Source organism: Streptomyces fildesensis, from assembly GCF_016107395.1.
Classification (GTDB): Bacteria; Actinomycetota; Actinomycetes; order Streptomycetales; family Streptomycetaceae; genus Actinacidiphila; species Actinacidiphila fildesensis.
This window is the reverse complement of record NZ_JAAIKO010000002.1, coordinates 259,125-281,316: the sequence shown is the minus strand read 5'-3', so window position 1 is coordinate 281,316 and position 22,192 is coordinate 259,125. Positions and strand designations below refer to the sequence as shown.

The following is a 22,192-nucleotide window of genomic DNA, read 5'->3' as shown; positions in this document are numbered from 1 at the left end:
CATCCGGGCCCGCTTCACCCCCTGACAACGCGGAAGGCCCGCTCCCCTCTCGGGGAACGGGCCTTCCGTCCGTACGGCTACCTGCAGGTCAGAGCGTCAGCTCTGGCCGCCGGCCAGCTTCTCGCGGAGCGCGGCCAGTGCCTCGTCCGACGCCAGGGCGCCGGAGTTGTCGTCCGACTCCGAGGAGTACGAACCGCCGCCACCGAGACCGGCGGAGCTGGCGGCACCGGCGGGAGCCGCAGCACCCTCGGCCTCCGCCTTCTCGTCGGCCTCGCGGGACTTGATGACCTGGGCCTGGTGCTGCTCGAAGCGGGTCTGGGCCGTGGCGTACTGGCCTTCCCACGCCTCGCGCTGGGTCTCGAAGCCCTCGAGCCAGTCGTTGGTCTCGGGGTCGAAGCCCTCGGGGTAGATGTAGTTGCCCGCGTCGTCGTACGAGGCAGCCATACCGTAGAGGGTCGGGTCGAACTCGACCGTGGCCGGGTCGGCACCGAAGGCCTCGTTGGCCTGCTTCAGCGAGAGGCTGATGCGGCGGCGCTCGAGGTCGATGTCGATGACCTTGACGAAGATCTCGTCGTTGACCTGGACGACCTGCTCCGGGATCTCCACGTGGCGCTCGGCCAGCTCGGAGATGTGGACCAGGCCCTCGATGCCCTCGTCGACGCGCACGAACGCACCGAACGGAACGAGCTTGGTGACCTTACCGGGAACGACCTGGCCGATCTGGTGCGTCCGGGCGAACTGCTGCCACGGGTCTTCCTGCGTCGCCTTCAGCGACAGGGAGACACGCTCGCGGTCCATGTCCACGTCGAGAACCTCGACGGTGACTTCCTGGCCGACCTCGACAACCTCGGAGGGGTGGTCGATGTGCTTCCAGGACAGCTCGGAGACGTGCACGAGACCGTCGACGCCGCCGAGGTCCACGAACGCACCGAAGTTGACGATCGAGGAAACGACGCCGGAGCGGACCTGGCCCTTCTGCAGGGTCGTGAGGAAGGTCTGGCGGACCTCGCTCTGGGTCTGCTCGAGCCAGGCACGGCGGGACAGGACCACGTTGTTGCGGTTCTTGTCCAGCTCGATGATCTTGGCTTCGAGCTCCTTGCCCACGTACGGCTGGAGGTCGCGGACGCGACGCATCTCGACGAGCGAGGCGGGCAGGAAGCCGCGGAGGCCGATGTCGAGGATGAGACCACCCTTGACGACCTCGATGACGGTACCGGTGACGATCCCGTCTTCTTCCTTGATCTTCTCGATGGTGCCCCAGGCACGCTCGTACTGAGCGCGCTTCTTCGAGAGGATCAGGCGGCCTTCCTTGTCCTCCTTCTGGAGAACAAGGGCTTCGATCTCGTCGCCGACCTTGACGACCTCATTGGGGTCGACGTCGTGCTTGATCGAAAGCTCGCGGGACGGGATGACGCCCTCGGTCTTGTAACCGATGTCGAGCAGGACCTCGTCCCGGTCGACCTTTACGATCACGCCTTCGACGATGTCGCCGTCGTTGAAGTACTTGATCGTCGCATCGATCGCTGCGAGGAAGTCTTCCTCGGAGCCGATGTCGTTGACCGCCACCTGCGGGGTGGTGCGCGTTGCCTCGGTGCTGCTCGTCATATGGGGAAGGACTCCGGTACGGACAGAAGTTGTAGGTACTGCTACGCCAGGACCCGTTATCGCACAGCCGAAGCCGGACAGCCTTGAGTCGGACCTTCCAAATGAATCGGAGAGTCGCCTCAAGGACCGAGGGGATACAAGCCAGTGCGAGCGCAACCTGCTACGTCTGAGGTGCGCAGGCCCGCAGCGCAACTTGTAGCATACGGGGGCAGCCGGACACGGTCAATGCGCGAAGGGCCCACCTGGGGCAGAACGGCCCATACCCGGCGCAAGTCCCCCCGTCACAGGTCCAACCAGAGAGTACGACGACAACCGCGATGAGCCAAGGACCCGAACCAGTAGCCACCCGGCGTACCGCAGGCGTCACGGAAAGCAGCCGGGCCAACCGGGGCTGGTGGGACCGGAACGCGGACGAGTACCAGGTCGAGCACGGAGCCTTCCTCGGCGACGGGAACTTCGTCTGGGGGCCGGAGGGACTGGACGAGTCCGACGCCGGACTGCTCGGCCCCGCCGCGGAACTCGCGGGCCTGTCGGTGCTCGAGATCGGCGCCGGCGCCGCGCAGTGTTCGCGCTGGCTGGCCGCGCGCGGCGCGCGCCCGGTCGCCCTCGACCTCTCCCACCGGCAGCTGCAGCACGCGCGCCGGATCGACGAGGAGTCGGCGGACGGCGGCTTCCCGCTCGTCCAGGCCGACGCGGGGACGCTGCCGTTCGCGGCCGCGTCGTTCGACCTGGCGTGCTCGGCGTACGGCGCGCTCCCCTTCGTCGCCGACCCCGAACGCGTGCAGCGCGAGGTGCACCGCGTGCTGCGGCCGGGCGGGCGCTGGGTCTTCTCCGTCACCCACCCGATCCGCTGGGCCTTCCCCGACGAGCCGGGCCCCGAGGGGCTGACCGCCGTCTCCTCCTACTTCGACCGCACCCCGTACGTCGAGCAGGACGGGCGCGGGCTCGCCGAGTACGTCGAGCACCACCGGACCCTCGGCGACCGCGTGCGGGAGATCGCCGCGGCCGGCTTCCGGCTGGTCGACCTCGTCGAGCCGCAGTGGCCGGAGTGGAACACCCAGGAATGGGGCGGCTGGTCGCCGCTGCGCGGCGGGATCCTGCCCGGGACGGCGATCTTCGTGTGCGTGCGGGACTGACGGCGGCGCCCGCCGCCGGACCGACGGGCACACTGGGCGGGTGATCCGCGCCAGTTCCCTCGACCTGCCCGTACAGACCGTCGTGCCCGCACTGCTGCGGGCGCTCGACGAACGGGGCTGCGCCGTACTCGCCGCGCCGCCGGGAACGGGGAAGACCACCCTCGTACCGCTCGCGCTGGCCGGGCTGCTCCCCCAGTACGGGGAGGTCCCCCGCCGGGTGCTGGTGGCCGAGCCGCGCCGGATGGCGGCGCGGGCCGCCGCCCGCCGGATGGCGTGGCTGCTCGGCGAGGGCGTCGGCGCCCGGATCGGCTTCACGGTGCGCGGCGAGCGGAAGGTCTCGGCGGAGACGGTCGTCGAAGTGGTGACGACCGGTGTGCTGCTGCAGCGGCTGCAGCGTGATCCGGAGCTGGCCGGTGTGGACACCGTCGTACTGGACGAATGCCATGAGCGGCATCTGGACGCCGACACCTCGATGGCCTTCCTGCTGGACGTACGGGCCGCCCTGCGCCCGGAGCTGCGGGTGGTCGCGGCCTCCGCCACCACGGACACCGCCGCCTGGGCCGCGCTGGTCGGGGGCGAGGACGGTGCCGCCCCGGTGGTCGAGGCGCAGGGCATCCTGCATCCGGTCGCCGTGGAGTGGGCCCCGCCGGTCCGCCCGGTGCGCCCGCCGCACGGGATGCGGGTCGATCCGGCGCTGCTGGAGCACGTGGCGGCGGTGGTACGGCGGGCCCTGCGCGAGAAGGAGGGGGACGTGCTGTGCTTCCTGCCGGGCGTCGGGGAGATCGCGCGGGTCGCCGGGATGCTGAGCGGGCTCGACGTGGAAGTGCTGCAGCTGCACGGGCGGGCGCCGGCCGCCGTGCAGGACGCGGCGCTCGCGCCGGGAACCGGCCGCCGGGTGCTGCTGGCCACGTCGGTGGCCGAGTCGAGCCTCACCGTCCCCGGGGTGCGCATCGTGGTGGACGGCGGGCTGGCGCGTGAGCCGCGGGTGGACCACGCACGCGGCCTCGACGCGCTGACGACGGTGCGGGTCTCGCACGCGGCGGCCCGCCAGCGGGCCGGGCGCGCCGGGCGCGAGGGTCCCGGCACGGTGTACCGCTGCTGGTCGGAGGCGGACAACGCCGGGCATCCGCGCTGGCCGGCACCGGAGATCTCCGTCGCCGACCTCGCCGCGTTCGCTCTGCAGACGGCCTGCTGGGGCGACCCGGACGCCGCCGGCCTCGCCCTGCTCGACGCCCCGCCGGCCGGCGCGATGGGCGCGGCCCGCGAGGTGCTCCTCGCGGTCGGCGCGGTGGCCGCCGACGGCCGCGCCACCGACCGGGGCAAGCGGCTCAGCCGGCTGGGCGTGCACCCGCGGCTCGCCCGCGCGCTCCTCGACGGGGCACGTGCGGTCGGTGCGCGGCGCGCGGCCGAGGTCGTGGCGCTGCTCAGCGAGGAGCCGCCGCGCGACTACGGCGACGACCTGGCCGCCGCCTGGCGGCAGGCCCGGCGCGGCGGCGACGGTTACGCGGCCCGCTGGCGCGCCGAGGCCGGCCGGCTGGAGTCGTCGCTGCGGCAGGCCGGGACCTCCGGCGGACCGGACGGGCCGCGCGGGTCCGGGGCCGCCGTCTCCGCTGGTGACGACGCGGCGGCCGGGCTGGTGGCCGCGCTCGCGTTCCCCGAGCGGGTGGCCAGGGCCCGCGGCGCCGGTACGTATCTGATGGCGTCGGGAACGGCGGCGGAGCTGGGCACCGGCTCCCGGCTCGGGACGCCGGGCTGGCTGGCCGTCGCGGTCGCGGACCGGCCGGTGACGGCGGTCTCGGCGCGGGTGCGGCTGGCCGCGGTGATCGACGAGGCCACCGCCCGTACGGCGGCGGCCCCGCTGCTGGCATCGGGCGAGGAGGTGCGCTGGTCGGACGGCGACGTGGTGGCGCGCAGCGTGGAACGGCTGGGCGCCGTGGAGCTCACGGCGCGGCCGCTGCGGTCGCCGGACCGGGCGCTGCTGCGGGCCGCCGTCGCCGAGGGGCTGCGGCGGGAGGGCACGGGGCTGCTGCGCTGGTCGCGCGACGCGCAGGACACCCGCCGCCGGCTGGCTTTTCTGCACCGGGAGTTGGGCGAGCCGTGGCCGGACGTCTCGGAGCAGGCGCTGCTGGACGGGATGGACGACTGGCTCGGCCCTGAGCTGTCCGCGGCCCGCCGGCGCGCCGATCTGGAACGGACCGACGCCGGCGGCCCGCTCAACCGGCTGCTGCCCTGGGCGTCCGGTGCCGCCGCCCGGTTCGGCGAGCTCGCTCCGGAGCGGATCGAGGTGCCCAGCGGTTCACGGATCCGGGTGGACTACGAGGGGGACCAGCCGGTGCTCGCGGCCAAGCTCCAGGAGCTGTTCGGCTGGCAGGAGACACCGCGGATCGCGGGTGGCCGGGTGCCGCTCCTCGTCCATCTGCTGTCCCCCGCCGGCCGGCCCGCCGCCGTCACCGCCGACCTCGCCTCGTTCTGGCGGGGCGGCTACCGCTCGGTCCGTGCCGAGTTGCGCGGCCGCTACCCCAAGCACCCGTGGCCGGAGGATCCGGCCGCCGCCGCGCCCACCCGCCGGACGAACCAGCGGCGTTGACCCCTCCAGGACGGCGCGGCGGCGGGCTCAGACGGCGATCGGACGCGGGTCGGGATCCGGGTCGCGCACCGTGTCGTCGGGGGCGGGGTCGGCCGGGCGGCGGCCGCGCGCCTCCAGGAACAGGGAGAGTGCGAGCAGGACGACGCCCAGGATCAGGAATCCCCAGGGAAGGTAGCTGGTCAGCAGCAGGATGAGCTGGCGCTGGGACTTCACCAGTTCGACGGTGGAGTCGATGTAGTCCTCGCGCATCTTCACATCACCGGCGAAGACGGTCACCGGCTTGGTGTCGGGTGTCTGCGGGAACCGCAGCTCCTCCTGGTGGACCTCCTCGCCGTTGACCGGGGCGCCGGTGGTGGGGTCGACCCAGAACATCCGCTTGGTGGTGTACCAGCGCTCCACCGAGCCGCCGAGTGCCGCCGGGGTGATGCCGCCCGGCATCGTCTTGGGCAGCGGGACCTTGACCCAGGGCACGATCTGCTCGAAGTAGTAGACCTTGAGGCCGCGGAAGTTCTGCGTCGCCTTGTAGTGGATGGGCGCGGTCGTCCGTGCCTGCGCGTCGTAGTAGAAGTAGTCGCGCTTCTCGGTGAGGAACGGGAACTTGAACTCGATGCCCTCCCGGTGCACGGGGTCGCCGTCGACGCTCTCGCTCGCGGTGTGCACCGGGTCCTGGGAGTGCGCGTCGAAGATGTAGCGCTCGGGGACCTGGCTGACCATCTTGCCGTCCGGGCCGACGATGTAGGACAGCGAGTCCCAGACCACGACGTCCCGGCCGGTGTCGGCCTTGACCTTCTTGGACTCCTCGACGTTGCCCTTCAGCGTCTGGATGACGCTGAGCTTGGGGACGACCTTGGGGACCAGCGACGTGTCGGTGAGCAGGGTGGCGTTCTTGGCCTCCAGAACCACCACCTGGTACTGGTTGGCCGGAACCTTGGCCAGCCGCGGGAAGGCGTACCAGCGCATCAGGGGCGACAGGGCCGCGAAGAAGACGGCGAAGGCGAGCAGCACCAGGCTGGACTTGCGGCGCATCGGGACGCTTCCCCTCCTTTGTAGCTACGGACGTCCTGTGTGGCGGTGGACGACGACCGGCCGGGAACGACCGGCTACGGGTGGCTGGGGACCGTGGTCACCAGCGGCTTGGGCGAGGTCTTTCCGGCGGGTGCGCCGACCGCGGTCATGGTGAGGACGAGCGCGAGAGCGGCGGCGAGTCCGATGGCTGCGGCGATCAGGGCACGCATGGCCGGACCTCCCTTGTGGACGACGACGTCGGCTGGGCCGGGGCACCGTAGCAATCGGGGGATCAGATGAGAACAGGTTCTACCGATCGAATGCGGCCACCGCGCGAACGAGCCCGGCCCCGCCGTGGAGGGCGGGGCCGGGCTCGATGGGTGCGGGGTACGTCAGTCGGCGGGGTGCGTCAGTAGGCGACGGCCGCCGGGCTGGTCGACGGGGACGCGCTCGGACTCGCGGCCGCGGTCGTGGCGTCCGTCGCGGTCGGTGACGGCGTCGGGGACGTGGTGGGCGTGGGGGTGGGGCAGGAGCCGTCGGTCGGCGTGGGAGTCGGCGTCGGCGTCGGCGTGCCGGTCGGGGTGGGCGTCGGCGAGGCGGATCCCGTCGGGGTGGGCGTCGGCGTCGGGCAGCCCGGGGTGGGGCTCCCGCTGTCCGTGGGCGTCGGCGTGGGCGACGGCGAGGCGGTGCCGGTCGGCGTTCCGGTGGGCGTCCCCGGGCCGGTGGTCGGCGGCGTCGGCCGGCCGGTGGTGGTCGGCGCCGGCGAGACGGTGCCGGTGGCCGTCGCGGACGGGCTGGCGCCCGGCTTCGGCACGCCGGTGGCCGGCGGCGAGGTCCTCGGGCCGACGCCGGCGCCGGGTGTGCGGCCGCTGTCCGGGACCGCGACGGCTCCCTGGTCCTTGAAGTGCTGGAACCAGGCCCGGACGGTGTGCAGGTACTCCTGCGAGTGGTTGTAGCCGAGGATCGCGCGGTCGATGTCCGCGGAGACCGAAAGGTCGCGGTTGTCGGCGCACAGGTAGTGGCCGGCGGCGAGGGCGGCGTCGTAGATGTTGTTCGGGTCCTTCACGCCGTCCGCGTTGCCGTCGGCTCCCCAACTGGCCCAGGTCGACGGGATGAACTGCATCGGTCCCACCGCGCGGTCGTGGACGGTGTCCCCGTCGTAGGTGCCGCCGTCGGTGTCCGAGATGTTCGCGAAACCGGCGCCGTTCAGCACCGGTCCCAGGATCGGCTTGTACGTGGTGCCCTTCGCGTCGACGGCACCGCCGCCGGCCTGACCGGATTCGACCTGCCCGATCGCGGCGAGCAGTTCCCAGGGCAGTTTGCAGCCCTGGTCGGAGGTGGCGATGGCCAGCTGCGCCCTGCGGTAGGCGTCCAGCACCGTGCCGGGCAGGCCCGTGCCGCCGGTGTCGATGCCCGTGCCGGTGCCGCCGGTGGGCGTGGGGGCCGAAGTGCCGCCGACGGCCAGGCCGCTGGAGCCGTCCTCGGGCGGCAGCGCGCTGTAGAACGGCGACCCGCCGTCGATCTGCGGGCCGGGCGGCGGCTTGGGGACGGCATTGCGGGCCCGCTCCGCCTGGGCGAAACCGGGTGCCTGCGAGGCGCTGAGCGCCGCGACCGCCAGGGCCGCGACCGCCGTGCCCGCCGCCCCCCTGCGCATCGCGCGTATCCGCCGTCCGTATCGCGCTGCCATGTCCGCGGTCCCTCCCACGTGCGAGCTGAGCGCGTTACCGCGCCGCAACCCCACGGACCCTACGGGAACTTCCGGCGCGCATCCACCGTGCGGTACTCCGCATACTGGTCGGAAAGGATCACTTCACGAGGGGGTTTGATGCCGTTCACCCTGAGCCACGCGGCAGCGGTCCTGCCGGGGCTGCGCCGGGACGGATCCGCCCGCGGGCCGCTGGTCGCGGCGGCGCTCGTCGCGGGTTCCTTCGCCCCCGACATCCCGTACTTCGCCGCGTCGGTGGTGTCCGGTGTCTTCCGGTTCGGTCACGTCACGCACTCGCCGGCGGCGGTCCCGACCCTCGATCCGCTGATCGCCGCGGGCCTGGTGGGCGGCTGGCTGTTCCTGCGCGATCCGCTGCTGGCGCTGCTGCCCGAGGGGTGGCAGGGGCGCACCGCGACGCTGTTCAGCGGGGACCGGCGGCCGTGGTCGGCGCGCACGGCGGGCTGGTTCTGGCTCTCCGCGACGATCGGCGCGACCACCCACGTCGGATGGGACACTTTCACCCATTACGGGCGCTGGGGGGTGCGGATGCTGCCGGTGCTGAACACCGTGGTGCACGGGCAGCAGCTGTACCAGTGGCTGCAGTACGGCAGTTCGGCGACGGCGCTGCTGGTGCTGGCCGCGTTCACCGCCCGCGCGCTGCGCGCCGCCCCGAAGGAGCCGCCGCCCGCCCGGCTGCCGCGGCTGACGCCCCGCGGGCGCGGCGGCGTGGTCACACTGCTGGCCGGCTGCGCGGTGGCCGGCTCCGTCGTCCGCTGTCTGCGGGAGTACGCCGTCAGGGCCCCGTCATCGCTCGGCGACGTCGTGCCCACGGCGGCCTTCGGCGCGGGGGCCGGGCTGGCGGGCGGCGCGCTGCTGTACGCGGCCGCCGCCCGTCTGCGCCGCAGGCGGCGCCGTCAGTGGGCCGCGGACTCCCAGTCCTTGCCGACGCCCACCGAGACATCGAGCGGGGCCCGCAGCGGGTAGGCGCCGGCCATCTCGCGCCGCACCAGCTCCTCGACGCGCTTGCGCTCGCCGGGCGCGATCTCCACCACGATTTCGTCGTGCACCTGCAGGAGCATCCGCGAGGCCAGCTTCTCCTCGGTGAGCGCCTCGCCGACCCGGAGCATCGCGAGCTTGACGATGTCGGCGGCCGAGCCCTGGATCGGCGCGTTCAGCGCCATCCGCTCCGCCATCTCGCGGCGCTGCCGGTTGTCGCTGTTGAGGTCGGGCAGATAGCGGCGGCGGCCGAGCAGCGTCTCGGTGTAGCCGGTGCCGCGGGCCTCCTCCACAACGCGCTGCAGATAGTCCCGCACCCCGCCGAACCGCTCGAAATAGGTGTCCATCAGCGCGCCCGCCTCACCCGGGGAGATCCCCAGCTGCTGCGACAGGCCGAACGCGGACAGCCCGTAGGCCAGGCCGTACGACATGGCCTTGATCTTGCGGCGCATCTCGGCGTCCACCGCGTCCTTGGGGACGCTGAACACGTGCGAGCCGACGGTGGTGTGCAGGTCCTCGCCGGTGTTGAACGCGTCGATCAGGCCCGCGTCCTCCGACAGGTGGGCCATCACCCGCAGTTCGATCTGGCTGTAGTCCGCCGTCAACAGCGACTCGAAGCCCTCGCCGACGACGAAGCCCCGCCGGATCTCCCGGCCCTCGTCGGTGCGGACCGGCACGTTCTGCAGATTGGGGTCGGTGGACGACAGCCGGCCGGTGGCGGCCACGGTCTGGCTGAACGTGGTGTGGATGCGTCCGTCGGGCGCGATCGTCTTGATCAGGCCCTCGACCGTCACCCGCAGCTTGGCCTGCTCCCGGTGGCGCAGCATGATCACCGGCAGCTCGTGGTCGGTCTGCGCGGCCAGCCACGCCAGGGCGTCGGCGTCCGTGGTGAACCCGGTCTTGGTCTTCTTGGTCTTCGGCAGGCCCAGCTCCCCGAACAGCACCTCCTGGAGCTGCTTGGGCGAGCCGAGGTTGAACTCGTGGCCCACCGCGGCGTGCGCCTCGGCCACCGCCTGCTGCACGGCGTCGGCGAAGCGCTGCTCCAGGCCCTCGAGGTGCTCGCGGTCGGCCGCGATCCCGGACCGCTCCATCCGGGCGAGCAGCGCCGACGTCGGCAGCTCCACGTCCCGCAGCAGCCCCGTCGCGCCGTCCTGCTCCAGCCGGCCGGTGAACGCCGTGCCGAGGTCCAGGACGGTGCGCGCCTGCGCCATCAGGGCGTCCAGCGCGGCGGAGTCCTCCTGCTCCTCGCCGAACGCCAGCTGCCCACTCTCGGCGCCGGCCGGTGCCAGCTCACGGCCCAGGTACTCCACCGACAGCGCGTCCAGGGCGAAGGAACGGCGGCCGGGCTTGATCAGATAGGCCGCGAGGGCGGTGTCCATGCTGACGCCGGCCACCGTCCAGCCGTGCTCGGCGAAGACCCGCATCACGTTCTTCGCGTTGTGCAGCACCTTGGGGCGGGCGGCGTCCGCGATCCAGGCCGCGAACACCTTCTCGTCCGCCTCGCCCAGCTGCGCGGGGTCGAACCACACCGCGGGGCCCTCGGCCCCGGCCAGCGCGACCTGGGTGACGGTGCCGCCGCCCAGCGCCCACGTGTCGACGGTGGCCATGCCGAGCGGCGCGCTGCCGTGCCCCTCCAGCCACTCCTGCAGGCCGCCCTCGGCGAGCTGCGCGCCCTCCACGGCGACGCCCTCGGCGACCTGGGCCTCTTCCTCCCGCGCGCCCGGATCCACCGCGAACAGCCGGTCCCGGAAGTTCTGGTTACGGAACTCCAGGGTGTCCAGCACGATGTGCAGCGCGTCCCGGTCGTACGCCGCGCGCTCCAGCTCCACCGGGCCGCACGGCAGCTCCACGTCGCGCACCATCTCGGTCAGCCGGCGGTTGAGCTTGACCGCGTCCAGGTGCGCGCGCAGGTTCTCCCCCGCCTTGCCCTTGACCTCGTCGGCCCGCTCCATCAGCGCCGCGAACGACCCGAACTGGGTGATCCACTTGGTGGCGGTCTTCTCCCCCACCCCGGGGATCCCCGGCAGGTTGTCCGACGGGTCGCCGCGCAGCGCCGCGAAGTCCGGGTACTGCGACGGCGACAGGCCGTACTTCTCCTCGACCTTCGCCGGGGTGAACCGCGTCAGCTCCGAGACGCCCTTGGTCGGGTACAGCACCGTCGTGTGCTCGCTGACGAGCTGGAACGCGTCCCGGTCACCGGTCACGATGAGGACGTCGAACCCCGCGGCCTCCGCCTGGGTGGCCAGCGTGGCGATGATGTCGTCCGCCTCGTACTTCTCCACCGCGAACCGCTTGACGCCCATCGCGTCCAGCAGCTCGCCGATCAGCTCCACCTGGCTGCGGAACTCGTCGGGGGTCTTCGAACGGGTCGCCTTGTACTCGGGGAACTCGTCGAACCGCCACGTCTTGCGCGAGACGTCGAAGGCGACGCCCAGATGCGTCGGCTTCTCGTCACGCAACGTGTTCGCCAGCATCGACGTGAAGCCGTACACGGCGTTCGTCGGCTGGCCGGTGGCGGTGTTGAAGTTCTCCACCGGCAGGGCGTAGAACGCCCGGTACGCCAGGGAGTGTCCGTCGAGCAGGAGCAGCCGCGGCCGGTCTCCCGCCGTGGATGCCGTGCCGGTCGCTGCGCTCGTCTTCGATGCCTTTGCTGCCACGTTCTCGATACTCCCATGCCCCACTGACAACCCCGGCCAACCCCCGCCAACGCCCGGCGGCCGACCGGGACGCGCCGGAGCGGCCGCCCCTCCCGCGTGGCAGGATCGGAGACATGGCAGCGAAACCCCCCGCGGGCGACCCCGTACAGGACGCACCCGACGTCACAGCCCCGCAGCACGCCGCCGCAGGGCTTCCCGCGGTCGCGCACAGCCTGCGCATGGCCCAGCAGCAGATGGGAGTGCGCCGCACCGCGCTCACCCTGCTCAAGGTCAACCAGAAGGACGGCTTCGACTGCCCCGGCTGCGCCTGGCCCGAGCCCGAGCACCGTCACAAGGCGGAGTTCTGCGAGAACGGCGCCAAGGCCGTCGCCGAGGAGGCGACGCTGCGCCGGGTCACACCCGACTTCTTCGCCGAGCACCCGGTCTCCGACCTGGCACGGCGCAGCGGCTACTGGCTGGGCCAGCAGGGCCGGCTCACCCAGCCGATGTATCTGGCGGAAGGCGCCGACCACTACGTGCCGGTGCCCTGGGAGCGGGCCTTCGACATCGTCGCGCAGGAGCTGCACGCGCTCGCGTCGCCCGACGAGGCGGTGTTCTACACCTCGGGGCGCACCAGCAACGAAGCCGCCTTCCTGTACCAGCTCTTCGCCCGCCGGCTGGGCACCAACAACCTGCCGGACTGCTCCAACATGTGCCACGAGTCCTCGGGCTCCGCGCTCACCGAGACCATCGGCGTCGGCAAGGGCAGCGTGCTGCTGGAGGACCTGTACCGCGCCGACCTGATCATCGTCGCCGGGCAGAACCCGGGCACCAACCACCCCCGGATGCTCTCCGCCCTGGAGAAGGCCAAGCAGCAGGGCGCGCGGATCGTCACCGTCAACCCGCTGCCCGAAGCGGGCCTGGAGCGCTTCAAGAACCCGCAGAACGCCCGCGGCCTGGCCGGCTCCGGCACCGCGCTGACCGATCTGTTCCTGCAGATCCGGCTCGGCGGGGACCAGGCGCTCTTCCGCGCCCTGAACCGGCTGCTGGTCGAGGCCGACGCCGTCGACCGGCCCTTCATCGACGAGCACACGCACGGCTACGAGGAGTTCGCCGCCGCCGCGCGCACCACCGACTGGGACGAGGTGCTGCGCGCCACCGGCCTGGAGCGCGCGGAGATCGACCGGCTGCTCGCCATGGTCCTGGACGCGAAGAGCGTCGTGGTGTGCTGGGCGATGGGCCTGACCCAGCACAAGCACGCCGTCCCCACCATCAAGGAAGTCGTCAACTTCCTGCTGCTGCGCGGCAACATCGGCCGCCCCGGCGCCGGGGTGTGCCCGGTGCGCGGCCACAGCAACGTGCAGGGCGACCGCACCATGGGCATCTTCGAACGCCCCGCCCCCGCCTTCATCGACGCCCTGGAGAAGGAGTTCGGGTTCGCCCCGCCGCGCGAGCACGGCCTCGACGTCGTACGCGCCATCCGCGCGCTGCGCGACGGCACCGCGAAGGTCTTCTTCGCCATGGGCGGCAACTTCGTGGCCGCCTCCCCCGACACCGCCGTCACCGAGGCCGCGATGCGCAACGCGGCACTGACCGTGCACGTGTCGACGAAGCTCAACCGTTCGCACGTCATCACCGGATCGCGCGCCCTGATCCTGCCCACCCTGGGACGCACCGAGAAGGACACCCAGGCGGGCGGCGACCAGTTCGTCACCGTCGAGGACTCCATGGGCATGGTGCACGCCTCGCACGGCGCCCTGCGGCCCGCCTCCCCGCACCTGCTGTCGGAGACCGCGATCGTCTGCCGGCTGGCCCGCGCCGTCTTCGGCGACGACACCGCCGTCCCGTGGGCCGCGCTCGAAGCCGACTACGACCTGGTGCGCGACCGGATCTCCCGCGTCGTGCCCGGCTTCGACGACTTCAACACCAAGGTCCGGCACCCCGGCGGCTTCACCCTGCCGCACGCCCCGCGCGACAGCCGCACCTTCCCCACCGCCACCGGCAAGGCCAACTTCACCGCGTCGCCGGTCGAGTACCCGGCCGTCCCCGAGGGCCGGCTGCTGCTGCAGACACTGCGCTCGCACGACCAGTACAACACCACGATCTACGGCCTCGACGACCGCTACCGGGGCATCAAGGGCGGCCGCCGCGTCGTCATGGTCAACCCCGCGGACGCGGAAGCCCTCGGCCTGCCCGACGGCTCCTACGCCGACCTCGTCGGCGAGTGGACCGACGGCACGGAACGCCGCGCCGACGGCTTCCGGGTGGTGCACTACCCGACCCCGCGCGGCTGCGCCGCCGCCTACTACCCGGAGACGAACGTCCTCGTTCCGCTCGACCACACGGCGGACACCAGCAACACCCCGGCGTCGAAGTCGGTGGTCGTCCGCCTGGAGCGGACGGCCCCGGTGCACGGATCGTGACTACCGTCAGGTAGAAAGCTGACCAGTACACCGATTCACTGATCCACCGACACCACCGAACGATGACGATCGGAGCCGGCCGCATGGGCGAGCAGACGAGCACGCAGTTCCCGCAGGAGATCCTGGCGCAGTGGTCCGGCCTCGGCCTCGACCTGCCCGCCCTGTTCTCGGCCGGCCACCTCGGTGACCGTATGAGCATCCAGATCACCGAGGCGTCCCCCGAGCGGGTGGTCGGCACCATGCCCGTCGAGGGCAACACCCAGCCCTACGGCCTGCTGCACGGCGGCGCCTCCGCCGTCCTCGCCGAGACGCTGGGCTCCGTCGGCGCCATGCTGCACGGCGGTCCCGGCAAGCTCGCCGTCGGCGTGGACCTGAACGCCACGCACCACCGCGGCATCCGCTCCGGCAACGTCACCGGCGTCGCCACCCCGGTCCACCGCGGCCGCTCCTCGGCCACCTACGAGGTCGTCATCACCGACGAGAACGGCAAGCGGGTCTGTACCGCCCGCCTCACCTGCATGCTGCGCCCCGCCAGCCCCGGCGCCACCACGGTCTGACCCACCGGCCGGGCCCGCACCGTTGTCGCGCGGGCCCGGAGGCCCTAGCGTTTTCGGCAGGGGGGCGGCCATGGCAGCAGCACGGATCCGGCACGTGCGGCGCCTCTGCGCGCCCGCCCACGCCCCCACTCCCGTCCACCGGCCCGACCCCGCTCCGCCCGGCCGCACCGGGGTCCTGGCGCGGTGAGCGGCATCGGCCCGGTGGAGGGTCCCGCCGGCGGAACACCCAGCGTCAACTCCCTCCACCCGCCGGTCCATTGGACCGACCGCTGGACCGACGGCCGGGTCGGACGCTGGGCCGGCCGCTGGCAGGTGCGCCGGGCCGCACTGTCCGACCGGGGGCGCCGTACGGTCCTGGCCGCCACCGCGGCCCTCGCCACCGTCGCGGTCCTCTGCCTGGGCCACGCGATGCGCACCCCGGAGCCGGTGCCGGACCCCGGCCCGTGGCCTGCACAGGTCACCTACATCGCCTACGAGTCGGGACATCTGCAGCCCATGTCCGCACCCGCGTCGGGGGTGTTCGGATTCGTGGTCAGCGTGCGGGACGGAACTCCGGTGACGATTCTCCGCGTTACTCCCTCATTCGAGGGACTCGGTGCCGAAATCGACCCCTCGACACCATTAACGGTGAAGCAGGGAACTACCCGGCACATCACGATAAAGATGATCGTGCGCAAATGCGCGGGACTGCCACTCGACGTCGATCTGCCCGTGATCGACGTAACGCTGCGTAACACGCGCGCAATACAGAATCAGAGCTTCATCTTCGGCGGCGGCTACCCCCGCGACCTCTCGGCTTTCCTGCACCGAATCTGCCGCCCAACCCCCACCAGCAGCTCTTCCACCCCGTAGCGGAAGTGCGGGTTCTCGCTATCCGGACATCGCCATAAAACATGCGGACAGGGTGACAAATCTACGCAAATACCTCACTGAACCTCAACAAAACCTCAAGAGTTTCCATCCGGCATAACAAGACAGTCACACTCTTCCCGCACCGCTGCCCGAGTTCCCCACACAGGCCTAGAGTCACGGCCAGTCACCGCGCCACCGGATTTGTCAGTTCGGGTTCCAGCGCACGACTCGGCCTCTCACCAGAGCAGGCCGCGCCAGGGGAAAGGACTGATCGTGCGACACCGTTCCTTGCTGATACTGACCTCCGTGCTCACCACTGGGGCCCTCACACTTACCGCCTGCGGGTCCCGCAGCGACGACGGCAAGAAGGACGACGGCGCGACCACCACCGTCGTCATCGGAGTCGACGCCCCGCTCACCGGCGCGAACTCGGCGACCGGCCTCGGCATCCAGTACGGCGTGCAGATCGCGGTCGACGACGCCAACGCCAAGAAGCTCGTGCCCGGCGTGACGTTCAAGGTCAAGGCCCTCGACGACAAGGCCCTGCCCGCCTCCGGCCAGCAGAACGCCACCGCGCTCGTCGCCGACAAGAGCGTCATCGGCGTGGTCGGCCCCCTGAACTCCGGCGTCGCCCAGTCGATGCAGCAGGTGTTCAGCACGGCGAACATGGTCGAGATCTCGCCGTCCAACACCAACCCCACGCTGACGCAGGGCAAGACCTGGGCGACCGGCGACAAGGTCCGCCCGTTCAAGACGTACTTCCGTACCGCCACCACGGACGCCCTGCAGGGCGGCTTCGCCGCCGACTACGCCTTCAACACGCTGCACAAGCAGAAGGCGTACATCGTCGACGACAAGCAGACCTACGGAGCCGGCCTCGCCGGCATCTTCAAGGGCAAGTTCACCGCGCTCGGCGGCAAGTCCGCGGGCGAGGACCACGTCAACACCGGTGACACGGACTTCTCCACCCTCGTCACCAAGATCAAGAACTCCGGCGCCGACATCCTCTACTACGGCGGCCAGTACGACGAGTCCGAGCTGATCACCAAGCAGCTCAAGGCCGCCGACGTCAAGATCCCGCTGATGGGCGGTGACGGAATGTTCTCCGACACCTACATCAAGACCGCCGGCGCAGCCGCCGAGGGCGACCTGTCCACCTCCGTCGGTGTCCCGGTCACCACCCTCCAGGGCGCCAAGGACTTCATCGCCACGTACAAGTCCAAGGGCTACCCGGGCGACTACGGCACCTACGGCGGCTACTCCTACGACGCCGCGACCGCCATCATCAAGGGCGTCAAGGCCGTCATGGACGCCAACGGCGGCAAGCTCCCCGCCATGGACGACGCCCGCGGCAAGCTCGTCGAAGCCGTCCAGAAGACCGACTTCGACGGCATCGCCGGACACGTGTCCTTCGACCAGTTCGGCGACACCACCAACAAGCAGCTCACCGTGTACCAGGTCAAGAGCGGCAAGTGGGAGCCCGTGAAGAGCGGCACCTACACCGGCTGACCGTCTCTCGCACCACCCGGGCCGCGCGGCTGGTCACCACCGACCGCGCGGCCCGCGCATACCCGGACCCACCTTCTGTTATCCCCCTGCTCCCCTCAGCGACATGGAGGCCATGCGGTGAACACCCTGCCGCAACAGCTGGCCAACGGGCTGTTCCTCGGCTCGATGTACGGGCTCATCGCCATCGGTTACACGATGGTGTACGGCATCGTCCAGCTCATCAACTTCGCCCACGGCGAGATCTTCATGACCGGCGGGTTCGGCGCCCTCACGGTCTACACGAGCCTCCCCGACGGCACATCCATCTGGGTCGCGCTGCCACTGATGGTGATCGGCGGCTCCCTCGTCGCCGTCCTCATCGCCATCGGCGCGGAACGCTTCGCCTACCGACCGCTGCGCGGAGCCCCACGACTCGCACCACTGATCACCGCCATCGGACTCTCCCTCGCACTCCAGCAGGCAGTCTTCAACTGGTACCCGAAGGCCGACAACGCCCTGTCCTTCCCCCAGCTGCCCGGCGGCCCGTTCCACGTCGGCTCCATCAGCATCCAGAGCGGTGACATCTTCCTCGTCGTCGTCGCCGTGATCTGCATGTCCGGCCTCGCCGCCTTCGTCCGCACCAGCCGCACCGGCCGCGCCATGCAGGCCACCGCGCAGGACCCGGACACCGCGCAGCTCATGGGCATCGACACCAACCGCATCATCGTCATCGCCTTCGCGATCGGCGGACTCTTCGCCGCCGTCGCAGCCGTCGCCTCCGGCCTCAAGTACGGCCAGGTCAAGTACGACATGGGCTTCCAGGCCGGCCTCAAGGCGTTCACCGCGGCCGTCCTCGGCGGCATCGGCAACATCTACGGCGCCATGCTCGGCGGACTCGTCCTCGGCATCGCCGAATCCTGCGCCTCCGCCTACATCTCCAACATCCCCGGAATGGAACAGCTCGGCGGCGGCAGCTGGGCCAACGTCTGGGCCTTCGTCCTCCTCATCGTCGTGCTGCTCGTCCGTCCCCAGGGCCTGCTCGGCGAACGCGTCGCGGACAGGGCGTGATCGTATGACCGACATCTCCCTCACCGCCGTGGACACCCTCCCGGCCGCGAAATCCAGGACCGCCCGGCTCATCCCGCTCCCCCTCGGCGCGGCACGAGCCGTCACCCTGGCCGGCGCCGTCATCAGCGCCGTCTCCACCTTCCTGTCCTGGACCTACACCACCGCCTTCCCCGGCGACCTCACCGTCACCGGCTACCCCGGCGGACTCCAGGTGCTCACCCTCGCCGGAGCCCTGCTCACCACGCTCTTCGCACTCTCCGCGTTCGGCGTCAAGGGCCTCGGCTGGCTGAACCCCAGCCACTCGCAGAACTCCGTACTGCTCCTCGCGCTCGGCACCTTCGTCACCACCTGGTACACGGTGATCGCCATCGCCTACGAGCTGAAGGGCCTCGCCAACCTCGACCCCGGCGGCGTCATCGCCGCCGTCGGCACCCTGGTGCTCGTGATCGGCGCCCTCGGCCTGCCCCTCGACCGGCAGCCCGCGCTGCCCGCCGACGGCGAGTTCTACGAACTGGGCCGGTTCGCCGAGAACGCGTCTGTCCGCCGCGGCTACCGGGCCCTGCGCGACCTGCGCCTCGCCCACAGCGACCGCCCCGTCAACGACCCGCGCACCCTCCCCGGCTGGGTCCAGCGCCTCATCATCACCCTCGCCGCGGCCATCGGCCTCAGCCTGCTCACCTTCGCCATCGGCACCGAGTACTCCGAGATCTTCATCGGCCTCCTCATCCTCATCGCCTTCGGCGCCTGGGGCCTGGGCGCCTCCGGACTCGTCCGGCAGTTCTCGCAGCTCACCGCCGAACACCGCAGCTTCGCCTCCGCGATGGGCTTCACCGCCGCCCTGGCCTACCCGTTCGTCCAGAACGACGAGCACTACGCCAACCTCGGCGTCAACATCCTCATCTTCGGCACCGTCGCCCTCGGCCTGAACATCGTCGTCGGCCTCACCGGCCTCCTCGACCTCGGCTACGTCGCCTTCCTCGGCGTCGGCGCCTACGCCGCGGCACTCGTCTCCGGCTCCCAGTTCTCCATCTGGTCCGGCGTCCAGTTCCCGTTCTGGGCCGCCGCCCTCACCGGCATGGCAGCCTCACTCGTCTTCGGCGTCCTCATCGGCGCACCAACCCTGCGACTGCGCGGCGACTACCTGGCCATCGTCACCCTCGGCTTCGGTGAAATCTTCCGCCTCGCCGTCAACAGCCTCGACGGTGTCTCAGGACCGAAGATCACCAACGGCCCCAACGGCATCGCCCAGATCCCCGATCTGGAGCTGTTCGGCTACAACCTCGGCGACGCCCACGACATCGGCGGCTTCACCCTCGGCCGGTACGCCAACTACTACCTGCTGATGCTCCTGATCACCGTCATCGTGGTCCTCGTCTTCACCCGCTCCGCCAACTCCCGGATCGGCCGCGCCTGGGTCGCCATCCGCGAGGACGAGACCGCCGCCACCGCCATGGGCATCAACGGCTTCCGCGTCAAGCTCATCGCCTTCGCCCTCGGCGCCTCACTCGCCGGCCTCGCCGGAACGGTCAGCGCACACGTCACCTACAACGTCGTGCCCAGCCCGTACCAGTTCGCCGGCGCCGCACCCCCCAACTCCGCCTTCCTCCTCGCCGCCGTCGTCCTCGGCGGCATGGGTACCGTCAGCGGCCCGATCCTCGGCGCCTCACTGCTCTACCTCATCCCCGAGAAGCTCGGCTTCCTGCAGAACTACGAGCTGTTCGCGTTCGGCATCGCCCTGATCCTCCTCATGCGATTCCGCCCCGAGGGCCTCATCGCCAACCGGCGCCGCCAGCTCGAATTCCACGCGGACGACGCACTGGTCCTCCCCGGCAAGGCAGGGGCGTGAAAGACACCATGACCACGACCACCCAAGCCCCCGCCGGGACCCCGCTCCTCGAAGCCAGCGGCGTCATCATGCGCTTCGGCGGCCTCACCGCCGTACGCGACGTCGACCTCACCGTCAACACCGGTGAGATCGTCGGCCTCATCGGCCCCAACGGCGCCGGCAAGACCACCTTCTTCAACTGCCTCACCGGTCTCTACGTGCCCACCGAAGGCACGGTGAAGTACCAGGGCAACGTCCTGCCGCCCAAGCCCCACCTCGTCACCAAGGCCGGCATCGCCCGCACCTTCCAGAACATCCGGCTCTTCGCCAACATGACCGTCCTGGAGAACGTGCTCGTCGGCCGCCACACCCGCACCAAGGAAGGCCTGCTCTCCGCCCTCATCCGCGGACCCGGCTACCACCGCGCCGAAGCGAAATCCCGCGCACGCGCCATGGAACTCCTCGAGTTCACCGGACTCGCCGACAAGGCCGAGCACCTCGCCCGCAACCTGCCCTACGGCGAACAGCGCAAGCTCGAAATCGCCCGCGCCCTCGCCAGCGAACCCGGACTGCTGCTCCTCGACGAACCCACCGCGGGCATGAACCCCCAGGAGACCCGGGCGACCGAAGAACTCGTCTTCGCCGTCCGCGACCAGGGCATCTCCGTACTCGTCATCGAGCACGACATGCGCTTCATCTTCAACCTCTGCGACCGCGTCTCCGTCCTCGTCCAGGGCGAGAAACTCGTCGAAGGCACCAGCGAGGTCGTCCAGCGCGACGACCGCGTCATCGCCGCGTACCTCGGCGAACCCTTCGAAGGCGCACCCGAGGACGAAGCCGGCGCCGAGATCGAAGCCGCGGAAGCGCGCAACATCAGCAAGACGGAGGACGACCAATGACCGCACTTCTCGAAGTCGAGGACCTGCGCGTCGCCTACGGCAAGATCGAGGCCGTCAAGGGCATCTCGTTCAGCGTCGAGGCCGGCCAGATCGTCACCCTGATCGGCACCAACGGCGCGGGCAAGACCACCACGCTCCGGACCCTGTCGGGGCTGATCAAGCCCGTCGCCGGCCGTATCGTCTTCGACGGCCAGCCGCTCGCCCGGGTACCGGCGCACAAGATCGTCTCCCTCGGGCTCGCACACTCCCCCGAAGGCCGGCACATCTTCCCGCGCCTCACCATCGAGCAGAACCTGCAACTCGGCGCGTTCCTCCGCAAGGACTCCGCCGGCATCACCAAGGACATCCAGCGCGCCTACGAGCTCTTCCCCATCCTCGGGGAACGGCAGAAGCAGGCCGCCGGCACCCTCTCCGGCGGTGAACAGCAGATGCTCGCCATGGGCCGGGCCCTGATGTGCCAGCCCAAGCTGCTCATGCTCGACGAGCCCTCCATGGGCCTCTCCCCGATCATGATGCAGAAGATCATGCACACCATCGTGGAACTCAAGGCCCAGGGCACCACGATCCTGCTCGTCGAACAGAACGCGCAGGCCGCGCTCTCGCTCGCCGACCAGGGCCACGTCATGGAGATCGGCAAGATCGTCCTGTCGGGCACCGGCTCCAACCTCCTGCACGACGAATCCGTGCGGAAGGCGTACCTCGGCGAGGACTGACCCGCCACGACGAAGGGCCCGCACCGGGAAACGGTGCGGGCCCTTCGCCATGTCCAGCGCGCGCTACTTCTCCGGAACCTCGTCGATCACGGCCTGCGCGACCTGCTGCATCGACATCCGGCGGTCCATCGACGTCTTCTGGATCCAGCGGAACGCCGCCGGCTCGGACAGCCCGTACTTCGTCTGCAGCACACTCTTCGCCCGGTCCACCAGCTTCCGGGTCTCCAGCCGCAACGACAGATCCGCGACCTCGAGCTCCAGCGCCCGCAGCTCCTGGAAGCGGCTCACCGCCATCTCTATGGCCGGCACCAGATCGCTCTTGCTGAACGGCTTCACGAGATACGCCATCGCCCCGGCATCCCGGGCCCGCTCCACGAGCTCCCGCTGGGAGAACGCGGTCAGCATCAGCACCGGCGCGATCTTCGCCTTCGCGATCAGCTCGGCGGCGGAGATCCCGTCCAGGACGGGCATCTTCACATCCAGGATCACCAGATCCGGCCGGTGCTCCTCGGCCAGCTTGACGGCGGTCTCACCGTCGCCGCAGTCGCCGACGACGGAGTAGCCCTCTTCCTCCAGCATCTCCTTGAGATCGAGCCGGATCAGTGCCTCGTCCTCGGCGATGACGACGCGCGTCGTCATCGGCGGTACGTGCGACTGCTCGTCTATGGGCTCGGCGGCGCTCAACGGGACTCCTCGA

General features: G+C 70.9%; 17 protein-coding genes. 11 read left to right on the top strand and 6 right to left on the bottom strand.

Going from position 1 to position 22,192, the window contains the following annotated elements:
* Positions 1-96: 96 nt before the first annotated feature.
* Positions 97-1,605, bottom strand: coding sequence for a 30S ribosomal protein S1 (gene rpsA / locus C6N31_RS05010; protein WP_138356301.1), 1,509 nt, complete (start codon positions 1,603-1,605; stop codon positions 97-99).
* A gap of 317 nt (positions 1,606-1,922) precedes the next feature.
* On the opposite strand from rpsA, the gene C6N31_RS05005 reads away from it, so the two are divergent.
* Together C6N31_RS05005 and hrpB are read left to right on the top strand one after the other, a co-directional pair.
* Positions 1,923-2,741: a class I SAM-dependent methyltransferase gene (locus C6N31_RS05005; RefSeq protein ID WP_138356300.1), complete on the top strand. Its 819-nt coding sequence runs from the start codon at positions 1,923-1,925 to the stop codon at positions 2,739-2,741.
* Positions 2,742-2,781: 40 nt separating this feature from the next.
* Positions 2,782-5,328, top strand: a complete 2,547-nt coding sequence (gene hrpB / locus C6N31_RS05000; RefSeq protein ID WP_138356299.1) for an ATP-dependent helicase HrpB — start codon at positions 2,782-2,784, stop codon at positions 5,326-5,328.
* Between the two features lie 27 nt (positions 5,329-5,355).
* On the opposite strand, the gene pgfA is transcribed toward hrpB, so the two are convergent.
* From pgfA to C6N31_RS04985, 3 genes are all read right to left on the bottom strand, one after another.
* Positions 5,356-6,354: a cell envelope lipid trafficking protein PgfA gene (gene pgfA, locus C6N31_RS04995; RefSeq protein ID WP_138356298.1), complete on the bottom strand. Its 999-nt coding sequence runs from the start codon at positions 6,352-6,354 to the stop codon at positions 5,356-5,358.
* A 74-nt stretch (positions 6,355-6,428) separates the two neighbouring features.
* Positions 6,429-6,563 carry an SPW_0924 family protein gene (locus tag C6N31_RS04990; protein ID WP_138356297.1) on the bottom strand — a complete coding sequence of 45 codons (135 nt, stop codon included), beginning with the start codon at positions 6,561-6,563 and terminating at the stop codon, positions 6,429-6,431.
* Positions 6,564-6,742: 179 nt separating this feature from the next.
* Positions 6,743-8,020, bottom strand: a complete 1,278-nt coding sequence (locus tag C6N31_RS04985; RefSeq protein ID WP_198357168.1) for a lytic transglycosylase domain-containing protein — start codon at positions 8,018-8,020, stop codon at positions 6,743-6,745.
* Positions 8,021-8,158: 138 nt separating this feature from the next.
* On the opposite strand from C6N31_RS04985, the gene C6N31_RS04980 reads away from it, so the two are divergent.
* On the top strand, positions 8,159-9,022 hold the full coding sequence (locus C6N31_RS04980; RefSeq protein ID WP_138359383.1) for a DUF4184 family protein: 864 nt from the start codon (positions 8,159-8,161) through the stop codon (positions 9,020-9,022).
* Here the strand turns inward: C6N31_RS04980 and polA are convergent.
* The gene (gene polA, locus C6N31_RS04975) at positions 8,953-11,691 is read right to left on the bottom strand and encodes a DNA polymerase I (protein ID WP_138359382.1); all 2,739 of its coding nucleotides are present in this window, start codon (positions 11,689-11,691) and stop codon (positions 8,953-8,955) included. The genes C6N31_RS04980 and polA overlap by 70 nt on opposite strands.
* 113 nt (positions 11,692-11,804) lie before the next feature.
* Between polA and C6N31_RS04970 the strand changes: the two genes are divergently transcribed.
* The 8 genes from C6N31_RS04970 to C6N31_RS04935 all read left to right on the top strand — a co-directional run bounded on the left by C6N31_RS04970 (position 11,805) and on the right by C6N31_RS04935 (position 21,495).
* Entirely contained in the window at positions 11,805-14,093 is a 2,289-nt protein-coding gene (locus tag C6N31_RS04970) for an FdhF/YdeP family oxidoreductase (RefSeq protein WP_138359381.1), read from the top strand.
* Between the two features lie 83 nt (positions 14,094-14,176).
* Positions 14,177-14,650, top strand: a complete 474-nt coding sequence (locus tag C6N31_RS04965) for a PaaI family thioesterase (protein ID WP_138359385.1) — start codon at positions 14,177-14,179, stop codon at positions 14,648-14,650.
* 183 nt (positions 14,651-14,833) lie between these two features.
* Complete coding sequence (locus C6N31_RS04960) at positions 14,834-15,502, top strand: hypothetical protein (RefSeq protein ID WP_138359059.1); 669 nt, start codon at positions 14,834-14,836, stop codon at positions 15,500-15,502.
* 273 nt (positions 15,503-15,775) lie between these two features.
* A complete protein-coding gene (locus tag C6N31_RS04955) occupies positions 15,776-17,011 on the top strand; it encodes a branched-chain amino acid ABC transporter substrate-binding protein (RefSeq protein ID WP_138359061.1) in 1,236 nt (411 codons plus the stop codon).
* A gap of 117 nt (positions 17,012-17,128) precedes the next feature.
* A complete protein-coding gene (locus tag C6N31_RS04950; protein ID WP_138359063.1) occupies positions 17,129-18,058 on the top strand; it encodes a branched-chain amino acid ABC transporter permease in 930 nt (309 codons plus the stop codon).
* 4 nt (positions 18,059-18,062) lie between these two features.
* On the top strand, positions 18,063-19,904 hold the full coding sequence (locus C6N31_RS04945; protein WP_138359065.1) for a branched-chain amino acid ABC transporter permease: 1,842 nt from the start codon (positions 18,063-18,065) through the stop codon (positions 19,902-19,904).
* Between the two features lie 8 nt (positions 19,905-19,912).
* The gene (locus C6N31_RS04940; RefSeq protein ID WP_138359067.1) at positions 19,913-20,782 is read left to right on the top strand and encodes an ABC transporter ATP-binding protein; all 870 of its coding nucleotides are present in this window, start codon (positions 19,913-19,915) and stop codon (positions 20,780-20,782) included.
* A complete protein-coding gene (locus C6N31_RS04935) occupies positions 20,779-21,495 on the top strand; it encodes an ABC transporter ATP-binding protein (RefSeq protein WP_138359069.1) in 717 nt (238 codons plus the stop codon). Before C6N31_RS04940 ends, C6N31_RS04935 begins: the two co-directional genes overlap by 4 nt.
* Positions 21,496-21,558: 63 nt before the next feature.
* On the opposite strand, the gene C6N31_RS04930 is transcribed toward C6N31_RS04935, so the two are convergent.
* Positions 21,559-22,134 (bottom strand): ANTAR domain-containing response regulator, encoded by a 576-nt coding sequence (locus C6N31_RS04930; protein ID WP_232484844.1) that lies wholly within the window; start codon positions 22,132-22,134, stop codon positions 21,559-21,561.
* Positions 22,135-22,192: the final 58 nt, after the last annotated feature.

Excerpts from the sequence above, each read along its gene's own strand:
- rpsA (WP_138356301.1), bottom strand. The coding sequence starts at position 1,605 with ATGACGAGCAGCACCGAGGCAACGCGCACCACCCCGCAGGTGGCGGTC.
- C6N31_RS05005 (WP_138356300.1), top strand. The coding sequence starts at position 1,923 with ATGAGCCAAGGACCCGAACCAGTAGCCACCCGGCGTACCGCAGGCGTC.
- pgfA (WP_138356298.1), bottom strand. The coding sequence starts at position 6,354 with ATGCGCCGCAAGTCCAGCCTGGTGCTGCTCGCCTTCGCCGTCTTCTTC.
- C6N31_RS04990 (WP_138356297.1), bottom strand. The coding sequence starts at position 6,563 with ATGCGTGCCCTGATCGCCGCAGCCATCGGACTCGCCGCCGCTCTCGCG.
- C6N31_RS04985 (WP_198357168.1), bottom strand. The coding sequence starts at position 8,020 with ATGGCAGCGCGATACGGACGGCGGATACGCGCGATGCGCAGGGGGGCG.
- C6N31_RS04980 (WP_138359383.1), top strand. The coding sequence starts at position 8,159 with ATGCCGTTCACCCTGAGCCACGCGGCAGCGGTCCTGCCGGGGCTGCGC.
- C6N31_RS04970 (WP_138359381.1), top strand. The coding sequence starts at position 11,805 with ATGGCAGCGAAACCCCCCGCGGGCGACCCCGTACAGGACGCACCCGAC.
- C6N31_RS04965 (WP_138359385.1), top strand. The coding sequence starts at position 14,177 with ATGGGCGAGCAGACGAGCACGCAGTTCCCGCAGGAGATCCTGGCGCAG.
- C6N31_RS04945 (WP_138359065.1), top strand. The coding sequence starts at position 18,063 with ATGACCGACATCTCCCTCACCGCCGTGGACACCCTCCCGGCCGCGAAA.
- C6N31_RS04940 (WP_138359067.1), top strand. The coding sequence starts at position 19,913 with ATGACCACGACCACCCAAGCCCCCGCCGGGACCCCGCTCCTCGAAGCC.
- C6N31_RS04935 (WP_138359069.1), top strand. The coding sequence starts at position 20,779 with ATGACCGCACTTCTCGAAGTCGAGGACCTGCGCGTCGCCTACGGCAAG.
- C6N31_RS04930 (WP_232484844.1), bottom strand. The coding sequence starts at position 22,134 with ATGACGACGCGCGTCGTCATCGCCGAGGACGAGGCACTGATCCGGCTC.